The organism is Psychromarinibacter halotolerans, assembly GCF_029168315.1.
Lineage (GTDB): Bacteria > Pseudomonadota > Alphaproteobacteria > Rhodobacterales > Rhodobacteraceae > Psychromarinibacter > Psychromarinibacter halotolerans.
The window spans coordinates 136,430-152,080 of the sequence record NZ_JARGYD010000009.1 but is presented as its reverse complement, the minus strand read 5'-3'; the positions used below and the strand labels follow the sequence as shown (position 1 = coordinate 152,080).

Here is a 15,651-nt window from a genome sequence, read left to right as displayed (position 1 = left end):
CGTCTGGTGCGGCGCGCCGGCGTTCTGCCGGTTCGGGTGATGTGCTGCCGTGGCAATCTGGCATTCTTTGGGCTGCCATAAGGTTAACACGACAAGGCACTGCCCTTCTCTTGCCCTTGGATGCGCTTGACGGCAAGGTCACGCGGACAGGGAATTGGAAAACGGCCATGTTTACCGGGATCATCACCGACGTCGGAAAGGTGCTAGAGGTCGAGCCGCGCGGCGACCTGCGGGCGCGGATCGCGACCGGCTACGACGTGGACGGCATCGACATCGGCGCCTCGATCGCCTGCGACGGGGTCTGCCTGACGGTGATCGCGCTGGGGCGGGGTCCGGTGCCTTGGTTTCAGGTCGAAATCAGCGCCGAAACGGTGTCGAAGACCAGCATCGGCGTGACCGGCTGGGCCGAAGGGCGGCAGATCAATCTGGAACGCGCGCTGAAGGTGGGGGACGAGCTGGGCGGGCACATCGTGTCGGGCCATGTCGACGGCGTGGCCGAGGTGCTGTCGGTGACGCCCGAAGGCGACAGCACCCGCGTGACCCTGCGCGCGCCGGACGCTTTGGCGCGGTTCGTCGCGCCCAAGGGGTCGGTTGCGCTGAACGGCACGTCGCTGACGGTGAACGAGGTAGATGGCCGCGACTTTGGTGTGAATATTATCCCCCATACGCAAGAGGTTACGACTTGGGGTGCGGTGTCTGCGGGCGACGCCGTGAACCTAGAGATCGACACGCTCGCGCGCTATGTCGCGCGCCTGCAAGAATGGGCATGACCTGCCTGTTCTGTGGCATTGCGGCGGGGTCGGTTCCGGCGGCGGTGGTGTTCGAGGATGACGAGATCGTCGCGTTTCTGGACACCATGCCGATCCGGCGCGGGCATGTGCAGATCATTCCGCGGGCGCATTATCCGTATTTCGAGGATCTGCCCCCCGATCTGTCCGCCCAGATACTGGCGCTGGGCCAGCGGCTGGCGCGGGCGATGAAACCGGCTTATCGGGTCAAGCGGGTCGGCTTCGCGTTCACCGGCGGAGACATCGCGCATGCTCATGCGCATGTCGTGCCATTGCACGAGAAGGACGATCTGACCTCGCGCCGGTACATCGCCGAAGACACGGTAACCTTCACCGAATTGCCGGCGCTGACACCGGACGAGGCCGCGGCTGTGGTGGCGGAATTGAAACACGGGCTGGAGACGGGCGCATGACCGCAGGCATCGGACACAACGGCGGGCCGACGATGGAAGCTGGCTATCGCTGGCGCAAGCATGTCTGGACGAAGGCGAGGGCAGAGCTGATCCCGAACACGGTGCCGCTGGAAATCGTGCGCCGCCGGGTGAAACGCGCGGCGGCGCTGGGGATCGACTATCGCACCTATGCCTCGATCCGCGCGGCGTCTGGGCATGACGTGGTGGCGTTCCTGTTTTCTGGCAACGCGCTGGATCTTCGGTCGCGACGGGTGGCGGTGCCGGACGGGATCGGCCAGCGGCTGCACGACCTGCAGGGCAGGGCGGATCGGCTGGCGGCCGTTTATGCGATGCCAGAGGCGGTCGCGGGCGCGAACCCCGGGCTGTTCGAACTGGTGTCGCAGGCGCCGTCCTTCACCGAAAGCTGGTCCGCGACGGCCAGACGGCTGACCGAGCTTCTGGCCGCCAAAGGCGCGCGTCGGGACGAGGTGGTGCTGGTTTCGGCGACATCGGTGGAAACAGAGTGGTGCGGCGCAGGGCGGCTTGCGGGGGTCATCCCGGCAGAGCGGTTCTTTGGGACCGCAGGCTGAATTACGCGATCCGTTTTATTCTGCGGCCCAGACAGGCTTTGGACCGGCGATAATTGGCAGACAAGTGACAGCGCGTTAACCCGGCCCACCGGCAGCCATGCTTCCACTGCACAGCGGCTGTTCATCCCCGCGACGTCTCGTTCCGCCGCTGGGGGTGGCGGGGGCGCGAAACTTGGTCTAATTGGCGCGCGCAGACTGTACCGAGGACACCGATGAACAAGGCATACGAGTCGGCCGGACCCGTGGAGCGCGACTGGTCCGACGCGATCTCTTCCATCGAAGAGATCATCGAGGACGCGCGGAACGGCCGGATGTTCATCCTCGTCGACCACGAGGACCGCGAGAACGAGGGCGATCTTGTGATCCCCGCCCAGATGGCGACGCCGGAAGCGATCAACTTCATGGCCACCCACGGGCGTGGCCTGATCTGTCTTGCGCTGCCGACCGAACGGATCGACGCACTGGGTCTGCCGCTGATGGCGTCGCAGAACTCGTCGCGCCACGAGACCGCGTTCACCGTGTCGATCGAGGCGCGCGAGGGCGTGACCACCGGCATCTCGGCCCACGACCGCGCGCGCACCGTATCGGTCGCCATCGACCCCACGCGCGGCGCCGCCGACATCGCGACGCCGGGCCATGTATTCCCGCTGCGCGCCCGCGAGGGTGGCGTGCTGGTGCGTGCCGGCCATACCGAAGCAGCGGTTGATATTTCGCGCCTTGCGGGGCTGAACCCCTCGGGCGTGATCTGCGAGATCATGAACGAGGACGGCACGATGGCGCGCCTGCCCGAGCTGATCGCCTTCGCGCAGAAGCACGGGCTGAAGGTCGGCACGATTTCCGACCTGATCGGCTATCGCCATCGCCACGACAACCTTGTGAACGAAAGCGCCGTGAAGCCCGTGACAAGCGCGTTCGGCGGCGAGTGGCTGATGCGCGTGTTCACCGACGAAACCCAAGGCGCCGAGCATATCGTGCTGTCGAAGGGCGACCTGACCACGGACGAGCCGGTTCTGGTGCGGATGCACGCGCTGAACCCGCTGGACGACGCGCTGGGCCTTGGCCCGCACCCGGCGGACGAGTTGCGCAACGCGATGCGCGAGATCGCCAACGTCGGGCGCGGTCTGGTGGTGATGCTGCGCGACCCGTCGATGAAGCTGGTGACGGACGGGCAGGTCAGCCCGCAGATCCTGCGGCAGTACGGGCTGGGCGCGCAGATCTTGTCGGCACTGGGCCTGACGCGACTGATACTGCTGACGAATTCCCCGCTGCCGAAGGTGGTGGGCCTGGAAGGTTACGGGCTGTCCATCGAGGGCACCCGCGCGATACCGGAGAGCTGACATGGCCGGAACCGAAACCCACTATGAACTGCCGCTGCCGTCCTTCGACGCGCCGGTGAAACTGCTGATCGTCGTCGCGCCTTATTACAAGGACATCGCCGACCAGCAGATCGCCGGGGCGAAAGCCGTGGCCGCCGAAGCGGGCGCCGAGGTCGAACTGGTCGAGGTGCCCGGCGCGCTTGAGATCCCCAGCGCCATCGCAACCGCGCACCGGCTGTCGAACTTCGACGCCTATGTCGCGCTGGGCTGCGTGATCCGGGGCGAGACGACGCATTACGACACCGTGTGCAACGACAGCTCGCGCGGGCTGACGCTGTTGGGGCTGCAGGGCTGCTGCGTCGGCAACGGAATCCTGACCGTCGAGAACCGCGAACAGGCGGTTGTCCGGGCCGAGGCCGCGGGCCAGAACAAGGGCGGCGGTGCCGCCGCCGCCGCGCTCCACCTGCTGGCGCTGCAACGCCGCTGGGGCAAGCCGAAGGGCGGCTTCGGCTTCAAGCCCTCGGGCGAGGACACGCTGATGGCGGGCGACGCGGAAGGACCGGCAACGGCATGACCAAGGCTCCTGACAAGAAACAGATGCGGTCCGCCTCGCGGCTGTACGCGGTGCAGGCGCTGTTCCAGATGGAAGCCTCGGGCCAGACGGTCGAGGCGGTGCGCGCCGAGTTCGAGGATTTCCGGTTCGGCGCAGAGCTGGACGGCGACGAGATGGTCGAGGGCGACGTCGACCACTTCCGCAAGGTTCTGGACCACGCGGTGAACTATCAGGCGAAGATCGACCAGATGACCGACCGCGCGCTGGTCGCGAAATGGCCGATCGCCCGCATCGACCCGACCCTGCGCGCGCTGTTCCGCGCCGCCGGGGCCGAACTGGTCCAGTCCGACACGCCGCCGAAGGTGGTTATCGTGGAATATGTCGACGTGGCGAAAGCGTTCTTCCCGGAAGGCAAAGAGTCGCGTTTCGTCAACGCCGTGCTTGACCACATGGCCCGCGAGGCGAAGCCCGAAGCCTTCTAAGGCTTTCACGAACCTTGCAATTGCCGGCGCTTTTGTCGGCGATTGCCTGCATTTCTTGTCCCCATCCAACATTCTGCGGCAGGACCGCGCCGGCGGGCGTCATGCCCGAAGCGCGCGCAAATCGCGACTTCGTGGCGCGTGCCCCTTGCTGCGGGGCGCCCCCGACACAAATTTATGTTAAAGATACTTAACGTCGGCGGTCGCGGGTTCGCCGGTCCGCCGCGCGGCTTGATAGGAGCATTGTCATGTCCGACCCGCTCAACGATCCCGGCCACCAGCCGGGGCAGCCCCCCGAAGAACTTCTGGAAGCGATCCGCGCGCACAAGGGGTGGTTCACCTTCCTTGGCGCGGCGCTTTTGATCGCGGGCGTCGTCGCCCTGCTGTTCCCGCTGGTCGCCAGCATCGCCGCCAAGGTGATGGTCGGGTGGATCATGCTGGTCGCGGGCGGCATCAACCTGTGGGCGGCCTTCCAGACCCGGTCATGGGGCTCGACGATCTGGAATGCGCTGATCGCGGTCCTGTCGCTTGCGGTCGGCGTCTATCTTGCCTTCTTCCCGATGACCGGGCTTGTCGCGCTGACCCTGCTTCTGGGTCTGACCTTCGCGGCGCAGGGCGTGTTCGAGGTCTTGATCGGCCTGCAGAACCGCCAGACGCGCGGCTGGGGCTTTCTGGTGCTGTCGGGCGCGCTGTCGCTGGTGCTGGGCATCCTGCTGATGTTCGGCCTGCCAAGCACCGCCGAATGGGCGCTGGGCCTGATGCTGGGCATCCACTTCGTCAGTTCGGGCATTTCGCTGCTGATGCTGTCGCGCTCGGTCTAAGCGGCGAACGACCCCGGCGGCGCGTCCGCCGGGTCAGCCGGTATCTTGGACGTCCGTGACCATCGCGTAATCTTCCAGCTCTTCGCGCAGCAGGATGTAGATCTCTTGCGGCGGCGTGACCAGCGCGTGCTGCATCAACGCCGGGTCGATCCCCATGTCGATGAGATAGGCCAGAACCTCGCCCTGACCGCGCTGGATGTCCTCGACCGCAAGAAAGGCGGGCAGCACGGTGCTTTCGTCGAAATAGTGCTGATGGACGCCGACCTGCGCGGTTTCGGCGGCGCTGCGTTCGACACCGGCGGCCAGCAGATAAGGGCAGGCGGACAGGCAAATGCCATCTTCGCCCACGGTCGTGTCGAACCCGGCGTCGCGGATCGCACGGCCGATGGCCAGCGCGTCGATCACCGATCCGCCGGGGCTGTTCAGGCGGATCGTGTCCGGCGAAAGGCTTGTGGTTTCAAGGAAATCCTCGAACCGGACAAAGTCGCCCTCGGCGATGGCGCCGGTCACGTCCAGCACCGTCGGGTCGTCCGCCGCCTCGGTGAATTGCAGCCGGTTGGGCATGTCGCTGGTGTCCGGCATGTCGGTGCCGGGCGACGGACGCCGCAGCGGCAGTCGGTCCGGTTGGAACCGGCGCGTCTGGTCGCCGGGGCGGATCGGTTCGTCCATGCCGGGGCTGCGGGGGGTGAATCCAAGCTGGGGCAGGGTGCGCGCGATGTCCTGCCCGAACAGCACCACGCCGATGCCAATCTGGAACGCCAGCAGCGCGCGGATCGCGCGGGCGGTGGTCAGCCGGGGGCCCCGCATCACTCGTCGCCCGCCGCCTTGAACCTTTGAACCTTCGGATCGGGCGCAGCGTCTGGGGCGGAGGGTTCGGGCAACGGCGCGTCAGGGCGCGGGGCCTCGGCGCGCGCGACCGCAGCGGCGGGTGCCGCGCTTTCGGCCCGGTTGGTGCGGTCCAGCGCCAGTTCGACCTCTCGCACGGCCCCCAGCGCGGCGCGGAATTCGGCCAGCGTCAGCGTGTCTTCGACCCCGGCGCGGCCGCGTCCCTGCCGGATCGCCGCCTGCGTGACCATCAGGATGAACACCAGAACGGCGGGCAGCAGGTCGATCGAGATCGCGCCAGCCCACGAAGGAACGAAGTTGCCAGCGTACAGGATCACCGCGTCGGCGGTCGAGACGGGGGTATAGGTGATGTCGGCGGGGGCCGGCATGGCCAGCACAGCCTCGGCCGCCATCTTCAGCGTCTCGGCCCGCTGCGACAGCACGTTCAGGACCGACGCGATGGTGGTCGACTGTTCGTCGCGGATCTCTTCCACCTCTGGCAGCACCACGGATGCGGCAAGGTCGTCGGCGGACCGCACCACCAGCGGCGCGACGGACAGTTGGCGCAGCGTGGTGATCACCCCGGCAAGGCGCACGGCCTCTTCCGAGAAGGACACCGACCGCTGTTCCACCGGGCCGGGTTCCACGGTCAGGGCGCGCATCCGGCTGAGGATCGCGTTGCCCTCGGCGAATGCCTGCTCGACCAGCGGGGCCTGCGCCTGAATTTGCTGTTCAAGGGCGGCCAGTTCCTCGGACTTCTGCCGCAGCACGCGGAACACCGCGCCGCGCCCGGCCAGACCCGACAACTGGCCAGAGGCTTCTTGTTCCGACAGGTCCTGAAAGCTTTGGCGCACCCGCGCCACGTCGCGTTCCAGCCCCTGCGCGGACACGGCGACGGAATGGGCGCGTTCCAGCGACGTCTGGTATTGCTGGACGGTGTTGGCAAGGTGCTGTTCCACCGCCGCCGCGCCCGCCAGCGCCGCCGCGTTCAGCCATGACGACATCGCGACGATGGCGCAGCAGCCAAGGCCCATCGACACGAACAGCCCGGTGCGCGCCGCCGCCGTTCGCACCGCAGGCAACAGCCGCATCATGTAGGACCAGAACACGAAGATCCCGACCGACACCGCCACCGAATAGGACATCGCCGCGAAGAAGGACAGCGCGCCGCTGTCGTCCAGCAGCGACGAGACGCCCAGATAGGTGTAGATCCCCGACGCCACCGCCAGCACCGCCAGCGCGGCAGAGGTGAAGCTGTCCAGCCAGCCCAGATGGCCTTCCAGTTCCTGCGCGTATCGCAGGCCATGCGCCTCGGACGGGCTAAGCGGCTTCTGATCGGTCATTGCGGGTCCCCCTGCGGGTCAACATAGACGTGGCCCGGTAAAGTCGAGCCACCATAAAGGGCGATCGGCGCGTCATGCACCAGTCACAGCTGCGTGGGCGCGGCAAATTGCGCCCGGCGCGCGATCTCGTCTTGACGGCACGGTAACAAAGCTCAGGTTAGATAGGAAAGATACGAGAGAGTTTGGAGGGTTTCATGCCGCAACTCGTTCGATTCTATATCCGCCATACGCTGATCGGCTTTGCCATCGCCGCCGCTTTCGTGGCCGCGTTGCTGTGGTTCAACGTCGCGAACCTTTGGCATCTGGTCACCCACTCCGACGTGGGCGTGCTGGCCGTGTTCCTACTGGTGATGTTCCACGGCATCGTGTTTTCCGGCGTGCAGTTCGGCATTTCGATCATGCGGCTGGCCGAAAAGGACGACAATTCCGGCGGCACGCGTGCGCCGCAGCACGCGGACCTTCTGATCCCGGTCCGCACCGACGACGATCCGCGTCGGCGTCGCTGAGCGCGGTGCACCGGACCGTCCCCGCCGGAAACGCGCGGGGCGATCCGCGCCCCTGTGCCCGGCCGCCCGAATGGCTGACCCTGCCGCGGCGGACCATCGGGGCGTGACATGGGCGTGACGCGGGTGATCCTGTACGCGCGGGACATCGACCGCATGGTGGCGTTTTACACGACGCATTTCGGCTACGTCCTGTCCCGCGAACCGGACAGCGATGATCGTCTGACAGAGCTGCGCCCCAAGGGCGAGGGCGTGATCCTGCTGCTGCATCCGGCCGGTAGGGGGCAGAAACAGGGGCAGGTGCAGGTCAAGCTGGTGTTCGATGCCGACGATGTGGACACAGCCCGCGCGGCGCTGATCGCGGCGGGGCTGGATGTGGGGCCAGTGCATCGGGCGGATGGTTATGGCTTTGCGAACCTCAAGGATCCGGCCGGGAACGCCATCCAGATCTCGGGCCGGGCGGCGCGGGATCGGGGCGTCTGAGATGCGCGGAAGTGGCGGGACCACCGCAAACGTGGAGTTTTCTATTCCCGAGGACCTGTATATACAGGTGGGCGCCAGGTGCCAAGACCACGGTCCTGGTAGAGCCAGCTCCCTCGGAATTGCTTAAGGCCACCGGAATATTTCTCGGCACAGGAAGGGCAGTGCCCGCCAATCCCCGACATAGGCCCGCATGCGGCGCCCGGCAAGGGGGACCTGCGCTTTCCCTCGGGGCTTGCCTTTTGTTCACGTAATGTTCATCATTCCGCCATGCCCGATACTTCCCCCGATACGTCTTCTGATCCCGTGCCCGCCCCGCAGGACCTGTCCCGCAAGATGCCGGGTCAGTTGCTGGCGCGCGGCGTGTGCCGTCACCTGTTAAGCCACGATTTCGTAACGGTGGAAGAACTGACGCCGACGCCGGGTCTGCGCGTGGACGTCATGGCGCTGGGTCCCAAGGGCGAGGTCTGGATCATCGAATGCAAGTCCAGCCGCGCCGATTACCAGTCGGATCACAAGTGGCAGGGCTATCTGGAATGGTGCGACCGGTTCTTCTGGGCGGTCGATGCCGATTTCCCGACAGAGCTTCTGCCGGACGAAACCGGGCTGATCATCGCGGACGCCTATGACGCCGAGATCCTGCGCATGGCGCCGGAAGACAAGCTTCCCGGCGCCCGGCGGAAAGTGATGCTGCAAAAGTTCGCCCGTCACGCGGCGCTGCGCTGGCACGCGGCGCGCGATCCGGACCTGAACCTCGCGGCGTGGTAGCGGGTTACTTCCGCTTCTTGTTTGCCGCGCGGGCGCGGGCGGCGGCGGCGCGGATCTCTTCCGCGATTTCCTCGGCCTCTTCGGGGTCGAAATCCATCGGGATTTCGATTCCCTTGCCCTCGACGTAGATCCGCACCATGCCTTCCGAGGTCGGGCCGATCTGCAGGTTGGCCTCGATGTCGCTTTCGCTGTTGATGCTCATATCCGTGTTCCTTGCGTGGGATGGACGCGGCGGTACCGCAAGGCGCGTCGCGTCGCAAGGGTCTTGGCCCACGCAGGCCCCAAGCACGCCCCCACGTCGAACACCGTCGCACACCGGCGCGGCGTGCGCGGAAATTGCCGTAACGTCCCGGCCCGCCTTTGGCAGCTTGGCGAGAGACATGCGATTTCCCGGCCAGAAGGGTCTTGCATTTGCGCGCTCTTGGCGATACTTCGCCCGCCAGTGCCGCCTTAGCTCAGTTGGTTAGAGCGCTGGATTGTGGATCCAGAGGTCCCCTGTTCAAGCCAGGGAGGCGGTACCATCTTCCCCACAGGCTGACCTTCGCCACATGTTGACGTTCCCTTGTGGATGCGGCCCTGTGCGCCCGGATCAGACCGGAGCAGGGCTTGGATACGCTTTTCTACATCGTCGCGAAGATCGTGTGGTTCGTCATGCGGCCCGACACGGTGATCCTGCTGCTGCTGGTGGCGGGGCTATTCCTGCTGGCGCGGGGGCAGCGGCGGTGGGGGATGCGGCTGGCCGGTGCCGGGGCGGGGCTTCTGGTTCTGCTGGCGGTGCTGCCGCTGGGCGGCCCGTTGCTGCGCCCGCTGGAAACCGCCTATCCGCCCCAGCCCGAGGTAAGCGACATCGCCGGTATCCTTGTGCTGGGCGGGGCCGAGGTCGATGACGTGTCGGCCCATTGGGATCAGCCCAACCTTAACGAGGCCGGCGAACGATACCTGGCCGGGCTGACGTTGGCGCACCGGTTTCCGGATGCGATCCTTGGGTTCGCGGGGGGCAGCGCCTATCTGGCCGGGCCGGTGGTCGAGGCGGATCTGGCGCGGGCGATCTTTACCTCTGCCGGGATCGACCCCGCGCGGCTGCGGCTGGAGGGGCGGTCCCGGAACACGGCCGAGAACGCGGCCAACGCCTTGGAATTGCTAGGGGACGAGGCGCAGGGGACATGGCTTCTTGTCACCAGTGCGTTCCACATGCCTCGGGCGGTCGAAAGTTTCTGCGCCGCCGGTTGGACCGGCCTTGTGCCGTGGCCCGTCGATTTCCGCACCCGTGGGGCGGCACGGTCGCCGGGTTGGGATCTGGCGACGAACCTGAACGATCTGAATATCGGCGCGAAAGAATGGGTGGGCCGCATCGCTTATCGCGCGACGGGCCGGGGAGTGCCACCGGCACAGGCGGCGGGCTGTCTCGCTCAGCGGTGAAGCAGATCGCCTAGGTCGCCTTCGCCGCGCCACCATGCCAGCAGGCGATGCGCCATGCTTCGTTCGGCGGTCCCGAAACAGGACTGCAGCACGAAGCGGATTGGGTCGATCTCGGTCATGTCACTGTCCCCGGTCGGTCTTGTTTTACAGGTCCTCTAGACGATTACTGTTGGAGTTTTGTGACGACCCCGAAGGCCGGGGCAGGGTTGGGCCGGGGTGTTGCCGAACGGTTCGCGCCGGTCAGCGGCGCGGCATTCCCGGCTGCGGCATCATCCGCCGCTGTGCCGCCACACGGAACGGCGCGTTGGGGGCGCCATAGCCGCCATAGCCGTGTTTACGCTGCACGATCTCGAAAAAGATCCCGTCCCCGAAGCTGCGCGAATAGATCTGGAAGAACGCGCCGTCGGCGTCCTCGTCGTACAGGATGTTGTGAGCCTGAAGCCCGGCCACGAAATCCGCGTCCAGCCCCAGCCGCGCGGCAAGGTCGTCGTAGTAGTTTTCCGGCATCGCAAGCGCCTGAAACCCGGTCTTTTCCAGCGCCTCGGCGGTGGCGAAGATGTCGTCGGTCGCGAAGGCGACATGCTGCACCGACGACCCGAAGCTGTCGGCGATGAAACGGCCCGCGAAGGTGCGGTGCGTCTCGGCCCCGTTCAGCGTCACCCGCAGCGCGCCGTCGGGCGACTCGATCGCCTGACTGCGCACCAGCCCGCCGGGGTCGACCACGTCCACCGTCGCCTGCTTTCGCGTGTCGAACAGGGACGTGTAGAACAGCGACCACGTCAGCATTTCTTCATAGTTCATCGTCTGCGCAATGTGGTCGATCCGGACCAGCCCGGCGTCGGTTTCCGGTTCCTCGGCGGGCTGAAACTCGGTCTTCCACACGTCGGCCAGATCGCTGGTGCCGTCGATGAAATGCAACAGCCCGCTGCCCACGCCCCGGATCGCCGGGATCTCAAGCTCTCCGGGTCCGACCGGCTGGCGGAACGGGGTGGCGCCAAGCGCGGTGGCGCGTTCCACCGTGGCGGCGGCGCTGTCCACCGCCAGCCCCACGTCGCAGACGTTCAGCCCGTGGGCGATGTGCGACGTGTGGGCGAACCCCTCGGGGTCGGTGTTCAGGACGATGCGGATCTCGCCCTGCTGCCACAGTTCGACCTGTTTCGCGATGTGACGCCCGGCAAGGCGGAAGCCCAGCGACCGCAACAGCTTGCGCAGGGTGTCGGCCTCGGTCTCGTTCGCGGCGAACTCGACGAAGGCAACGCCTTCGGGGGTGACGCGCGGCGGAATGTCGGGGACGTCGATCGCGATGTCCGGTTCGGCGCGCTTGACCTGATCCATCAGCCACACCAGCGACCGATGCCCGTCCAGCGCGATGGCGCGCGGGCTGCCGCCCCGGAACTGGTCGTTGAACACCTCAAGGCTGATCGGCCCGTCATAGCCGGTCGCCGCGACGGCGCGCATGAAGCCGGTGACGTCCAGATCGCCTTCGCCGGGCATGTTGCGGAAGTGGCGGGACCAGTACAGCAGGTCCATCTCGATCAGGGGCGCGTCGGCCAACTGGACGAAGAAGATCTTGTCGCCGGGGATGCGGCGGATCGATTCCGGGTCCAGCTTGCGCCCCAGCGTGTGGAAGCTGTCGACGATCAGGCCGATATTCGGATGGTCGGCGCGGCGCACGACCTCCCACGCGTCGCGGTGGTCCCAGACGTGCTTGCCCCACGCCAGCGCCTCGAACCCGACGCGCAGACCACGGGCGGCGGCGCGCGCGCCCAGCTCTGCAAAGTCGGCAGCCATGCGGTCGATGCCGCCAAGCGCCTTGGGGTGGACCGACGAGCACACCAGCACAAGGTCGGTGCCCAGTTCCTGCATCAGGTCGAACTTGCGTTCCATCCGGTCGAAGGCGCGGGCGCGTTCGGGTTCCGGCAGGCCCTCGAAATCGCGGAACGGCTGGAACAGCGAGATTTCCAGCCCGTGGTCGCGCACCATCGCCCCGACCTCTGAGGGGGAGGCGTCGAAGGTGATGAAATCCTGCTCGAAGATCTCGATCCCGTCGAAACCGGCGGCCGCGATGGCGGCAAGTTTTTCGCGCAGGTCACCGGCGATGCAGACGGTAGCGATAGAGGTCTTCATGGAGGCAATCCCTTGTTGCGGAAACCGTTTCGGCGACGAGGTCCTGCGTCTGTGTATCGAAGCCCGGCGTCCCGTACCAGCGGGAAGGCGCGGCAACCGGCGGTGCAACGGCCCATGGCGCGCGGCGCGGCCCGGCCTGCCCGGATGACGGGCACCTGCCGGATTTTCGATCCCCCCGTGCTTGACGAACGGCGAAGCGTCGTCGAACCATCGCGTGTTGACCGGGACGGCGCGTTGGGGGGAAGACATGGCGGGCAGGGGAACAGCGGATCGTGGGGGCCAAGCGGGCCATCCATCGCGGCTGTTTGGTCCGGGTGCATGTCCATGACGGTGGCAGAGCGCGCCCGAACGCTGTTTCCCGGCCTGATGGTGTCGGCGCTGGTCGCGCTGGCGGCGCAGTTCGTGGCGGAACACTATGGCGCGCCCGCGATGCTGATGGCGCTGTTGTTCGGGATCGCGCTGAATTTCCTTGGCGAACCGGGGCCGACGTCGCCCGGCATCGACTTTACCGCCCGCCACGTGCTGCGGCTGGGCGTCGCCGTGTTGGGCGCGCGGGTCAGTACCGAGATGCTGCTGTCGCTGGGCTGGGGCATGATCGCGCTGCTGGTGGCCGGGGTTGTGCTGACCATCGTCTTCGGCCTTTTGCTGGCGCGGCTGACCGGCCAAAGCGCGCGGTTCGCCGTTCTTACCGGCGGCGCGGTCGCGATTTGCGGCGCCTCGGCCGCGATGGCGCTGGCGGCGGTCCTGCCGAAATCCGAACGATCCGAACGCGACCTACTGTTCACCGTGCTGGGCGTGACCGTTCTGTCGACCCTTGCGATGGTGCTGTACCCCATCCTGACCCGCGCGCTGGGCTTTGATGACCGCACCGCGGGGGCGTTCATCGGGGCCACGGTGCACGACGTGGCGCAGGTCGTCGGGGCGGGGTTCTCGATCTCGGAAGAGGCGGGCGAGACATCGACGCTGGTCAAGCTGATCCGGGTGTCGTTCCTTGCGCCCATCGTGATGGTGCTGCCGCTGATCTTCGCCCGGTCGGCGCGCGAGACCGAAGGCGACCGCCCGCCCTTGGTGCCGGGCTTCGTGCTGGGATTTCTTGTGCTGGCGGGGCTGAACTCATTGGGGCTGATCCCTGCCGCCGTGGCCGAGGTGCTGGCGCGGCTGTCGTCTTGGGCGCTTCTTGCGGCCATCGCGGCGGTCGGGATGAAGACCGACCTGCGCAACATCCTGCGGGTGGGCGGCGGCGCGATCACCCTTATCGTGGCAGAAACGCTGTTTCTGGCGGGGCTGGCGCTGTGGGGCATCGTGGGGCTGGGGCTGTATTCCTGACCGGCAGGTGCGGGGGGCTTGGGCCGAACGCTTAGGGGTGCGGCGCGATCCGGGACCATGCCCGAAGCTTGGCCGGGATGCGGCCAAGGGGGACGGCGGTGTCGCTTGCGCCGATGGCCAGCGCCGCTTTCGGCATCCCGAAGACGACGCAGGTTGCCGCGTCCTGAACGAAGGTGCGTGCGCCGGCATCCTTCATCTTGCGCAGGCCGCGCGCGCCGTCCTTACCCATCCCGGTCATCAGCACGCCAAGTGCGTCCGACCCCGCCACCTGCGCCACGGACCCGAACAGCACATCGACCGAGGGGCGATGCCCCGACACAAGCGGGGCGTCGACGGTTTCGACGCAGGCGCCAGCCCCATCGCGCCGCAGGATCATGTGCCGGTCGCCCGGCGCGATCAGGACCCGGCCATGCGCGAGATGGTCGCCGGTGCGGGCCTCTGCCACGGACAGCGGGCACAGCTTGTCCAGCCGCCGCGCGAAGGACGCGGTAAAGCCTTTCGGCATGTGCTGGACCACGACGATGGGCGGCATGTCGTCGGGCAGGGCGTGCAGAACCTCGGCCAAGGCTTCGGTCCCGCCGGTGGAAGCGCCGATGGCGATGACGGGCGGGCAGGGCGATCGTGCTGTTCCCGGCATCCTTGCGGCTGACTGTCCGGTGGCTGGCGTGTCCGACGCGTCCTTCATCCCGGCGGTGTAGCCGATCCGGTCTAACGGTTGGTAAGCGCGCGATGCCCAAAGGCCGGTGCGCCTTGGCGGTCAGGTCAACGCGTCGCCCGTTTCAAGCCTGTTCACCAGACGGCCAAGAAACGCGTCGCAGTCGCCTAGTTCCGCGACCGCGATGTATTCGTCGGCCCGGTGCGCCCGCGCGATGTCGCCGGGGCCACAGACAAGGACGGGCACGCCGTGCGCGGCGATCACGCCCCCGTCCGTGCCGTAATCCACCTTGCCGGGGGGCAGGTGGCCGCCAAGGCTTTCGACGAGGCCGATAGCGTCCGGTGCTGCCTGATCGAAGCCGGGATAGGTGTTGAACGTGGCCATTTCGATCCGCGCCTCGGGGCGGGTCTTCTGCGCCTCGGCTTCGATCCCGGCGGCGGCGTCGCGCACCCGGTCCAGCAGGGCGGGCACGTCCTCGCCCGACAGGTGGCGGATCTCGAATTCCAGAACGGCGGTTTCCGGGATCATGTTCAGTGCGGTTCCGCCCGACAGGCTGCCGACGTGGATGGTCGAATGGGGCACGGCATAGCCATCGACGTGCAGCCCGGTCTTGGCGATCTCGTCCTGCAACCGCCGCAGCGCCTGCATGAGGTCGGCAGCAAGGTGCAGGGCGTTGACGTGGTGCGGCGCCTGCGCCGAATGCCCCGCCGAGCCGGTGAACGTCACCCGCACCGACGTCTTGCCCTTGTGGCCGGACACGATCTGCATCCGCGTCGGTTCGCCCACGATGCACAGGTCAGGGCGGCCGATGGTCCGGTCGAGCGCGCCGATCATGTCGGTGATCCCGATGCACCCGGCCTCTTCGTCGTAGGACAGTGCCAGCTTCAGAGGCTGGGCCAGCGGGCGCCGCGCCGCGTCGATCATGGCGTGCAAGGCGGCGGCGGCGAAGCCCTTCATGTCCGAGGTGCCGCGCCCATAGATAAGCCCGGCGCGTTCGGTGGCGGTGAAGGGGGCGGTTTGCCACGCCTGTCCGATGACCGGCACCACGTCGAGATGAGCCGACAGCATCACCCCGCCCGGACCGGACGGGCCCGTCGCGGCGAACAGCCCGGCGCGGCCGCCGTCCGGCGCGTCCAGCCGGTGACACGCCACGCCCAGCGGTTCCAGCAAGTCGATGGCGAAGTCGGTGATGTCGGAATAGTCGTCGGCGGTGAAGACCGACGGAAAGGCGATCAGGCGGTCGAGTATGTCGCGGGTGTTCAAGGG

General features: G+C 67.2%; 19 protein-coding genes and 1 tRNA gene. 13 read left to right on the top strand and 7 right to left on the bottom strand.

Annotation, left to right across the window (positions count from 1 at the left end; genetic code table 11):
• The first annotated feature begins 167 nt into the window (after nt 1-167).
• The 7 genes from P1K30_RS19650 (at nt 168) to P1K30_RS19620 (ending at nt 4,939) form a co-directional block, all read left to right on the top strand.
• The gene (locus P1K30_RS19650) at nt 168-770 is read left to right on the top strand and encodes a riboflavin synthase (RefSeq protein WP_275634480.1); all 603 of its coding nucleotides are present in this window, start codon (nt 168-170) and stop codon (nt 768-770) included.
• Complete coding sequence (locus P1K30_RS19645) at nt 761-1,201, top strand: HIT family protein (protein WP_275634479.1); 441 nt, start codon at nt 761-763, stop codon at nt 1,199-1,201. Before P1K30_RS19650 ends, P1K30_RS19645 begins: the two co-directional genes overlap by 10 nt.
• On the top strand, nt 1,198-1,770 hold the full coding sequence (locus P1K30_RS19640; protein ID WP_275634478.1) for a hypothetical protein: 573 nt from the start codon (nt 1,198-1,200) through the stop codon (nt 1,768-1,770). The genes P1K30_RS19645 and P1K30_RS19640 overlap by 4 nt, the downstream gene beginning before the upstream one ends.
• Before the next feature lie 212 nt (nt 1,771-1,982).
• The gene (gene ribB, locus P1K30_RS19635; RefSeq protein WP_275634477.1) at nt 1,983-3,107 is read left to right on the top strand and encodes a 3,4-dihydroxy-2-butanone-4-phosphate synthase; all 1,125 of its coding nucleotides are present in this window, start codon (nt 1,983-1,985) and stop codon (nt 3,105-3,107) included.
• 1 nt (nt 3,108) lies between these two features.
• Entirely contained in the window at nt 3,109-3,660 is a 552-nt protein-coding gene (locus P1K30_RS19630) for a 6,7-dimethyl-8-ribityllumazine synthase (protein ID WP_275634476.1), read from the top strand.
• Nucleotides 3,657-4,121 carry a transcription antitermination factor NusB gene (nusB, locus tag P1K30_RS19625; protein WP_275634475.1) on the top strand — a complete coding sequence of 155 codons (465 nt, stop codon included), beginning with the start codon at nt 3,657-3,659 and terminating at the stop codon, nt 4,119-4,121. Before P1K30_RS19630 ends, nusB begins: the two co-directional genes overlap by 4 nt.
• A gap of 245 nt (nt 4,122-4,366) precedes the next feature.
• Entirely contained in the window at nt 4,367-4,939 is a 573-nt protein-coding gene (locus tag P1K30_RS19620; RefSeq protein ID WP_275634474.1) for an HdeD family acid-resistance protein, read from the top strand.
• 33 nt (nt 4,940-4,972) lie between these two features.
• On the opposite strand, the gene P1K30_RS19615 is transcribed toward P1K30_RS19620, so the two are convergent.
• Together P1K30_RS19615 and P1K30_RS19610 are read right to left on the bottom strand one after the other, a co-directional pair.
• Nucleotides 4,973-5,746: a COG3904 family protein gene (locus P1K30_RS19615; RefSeq protein ID WP_275634473.1), complete on the bottom strand. Its 774-nt coding sequence runs from the start codon at nt 5,744-5,746 to the stop codon at nt 4,973-4,975.
• Entirely contained in the window at nt 5,746-7,107 is a 1,362-nt protein-coding gene (locus tag P1K30_RS19610; RefSeq protein WP_275634472.1) for a hypothetical protein, read from the bottom strand. The genes P1K30_RS19615 and P1K30_RS19610 overlap by 1 nt, the downstream gene beginning before the upstream one ends.
• A 194-nt stretch (nt 7,108-7,301) precedes the next feature.
• On the opposite strand from P1K30_RS19610, the gene P1K30_RS19605 reads away from it, so the two are divergent.
• The 3 genes from P1K30_RS19605 (at nt 7,302) to P1K30_RS19595 (ending at nt 8,858) form a co-directional block, all read left to right on the top strand.
• Nucleotides 7,302-7,613 carry a hypothetical protein gene (locus P1K30_RS19605; protein ID WP_275634471.1) on the top strand — a complete coding sequence of 104 codons (312 nt, stop codon included), beginning with the start codon at nt 7,302-7,304 and terminating at the stop codon, nt 7,611-7,613.
• A 108-nt stretch (nt 7,614-7,721) separates the two neighbouring features.
• On the top strand, nt 7,722-8,093 hold the full coding sequence (locus P1K30_RS19600; protein WP_275634470.1) for a VOC family protein: 372 nt from the start codon (nt 7,722-7,724) through the stop codon (nt 8,091-8,093).
• A gap of 267 nt (nt 8,094-8,360) precedes the next feature.
• Nucleotides 8,361-8,858 (top strand): MmcB family DNA repair protein, encoded by a 498-nt coding sequence (locus tag P1K30_RS19595; RefSeq protein WP_379561484.1) that lies wholly within the window; start codon nt 8,361-8,363, stop codon nt 8,856-8,858.
• A gap of 4 nt (nt 8,859-8,862) precedes the next feature.
• On the opposite strand, the gene P1K30_RS19590 is transcribed toward P1K30_RS19595, so the two are convergent.
• The gene (locus P1K30_RS19590; RefSeq protein ID WP_275634469.1) at nt 8,863-9,060 is read right to left on the bottom strand and encodes a DUF6324 family protein; all 198 of its coding nucleotides are present in this window, start codon (nt 9,058-9,060) and stop codon (nt 8,863-8,865) included.
• 242 nt (nt 9,061-9,302) lie between these two features.
• On the opposite strand from P1K30_RS19590, the gene P1K30_RS19585 reads away from it, so the two are divergent.
• Nucleotides 9,303-9,379, top strand: a tRNA-His gene (locus tag P1K30_RS19585).
• 85 nt (nt 9,380-9,464) lie between these two features.
• A complete protein-coding gene (locus tag P1K30_RS19580; RefSeq protein WP_275634468.1) occupies nt 9,465-10,277 on the top strand; it encodes a YdcF family protein in 813 nt (270 codons plus the stop codon).
• Here P1K30_RS19580 and P1K30_RS19575 read toward each other — a convergent pair.
• Both P1K30_RS19575 and P1K30_RS19570 read right to left on the bottom strand, forming a co-directional pair.
• On the bottom strand, nt 10,268-10,396 hold the full coding sequence (locus tag P1K30_RS19575) for a hypothetical protein (protein WP_275634467.1): 129 nt from the start codon (nt 10,394-10,396) through the stop codon (nt 10,268-10,270). The two genes, P1K30_RS19580 and P1K30_RS19575, sit on opposite strands and share 10 nt — an antisense overlap.
• Before the next feature lie 121 nt (nt 10,397-10,517).
• Nucleotides 10,518-12,404 carry a bifunctional sugar phosphate isomerase/epimerase/4-hydroxyphenylpyruvate dioxygenase family protein gene (locus P1K30_RS19570; RefSeq protein WP_275634466.1) on the bottom strand — a complete coding sequence of 629 codons (1,887 nt, stop codon included), beginning with the start codon at nt 12,402-12,404 and terminating at the stop codon, nt 10,518-10,520.
• Nucleotides 12,405-12,722: 318 nt separating this feature from the next.
• Between P1K30_RS19570 and P1K30_RS19565 the strand changes: the two genes are divergently transcribed.
• Nucleotides 12,723-13,730 (top strand): YeiH family protein, encoded by a 1,008-nt coding sequence (locus P1K30_RS19565; protein WP_275634465.1) that lies wholly within the window; start codon nt 12,723-12,725, stop codon nt 13,728-13,730.
• Between the two features lie 31 nt (nt 13,731-13,761).
• Here P1K30_RS19565 and P1K30_RS19560 read toward each other — a convergent pair whose 3' ends face one another.
• Both P1K30_RS19560 and argE read right to left on the bottom strand, forming a co-directional pair.
• Nucleotides 13,762-14,367 carry a CheB methylesterase domain-containing protein gene (locus P1K30_RS19560; RefSeq protein ID WP_275634464.1) on the bottom strand — a complete coding sequence of 202 codons (606 nt, stop codon included), beginning with the start codon at nt 14,365-14,367 and terminating at the stop codon, nt 13,762-13,764.
• Between the two features lie 120 nt (nt 14,368-14,487).
• Entirely contained in the window at nt 14,488-15,648 is a 1,161-nt protein-coding gene (argE, locus tag P1K30_RS19555) for an acetylornithine deacetylase (RefSeq protein WP_275634463.1), read from the bottom strand.
• Nucleotides 15,649-15,651 lie beyond the last annotated feature (3 nt).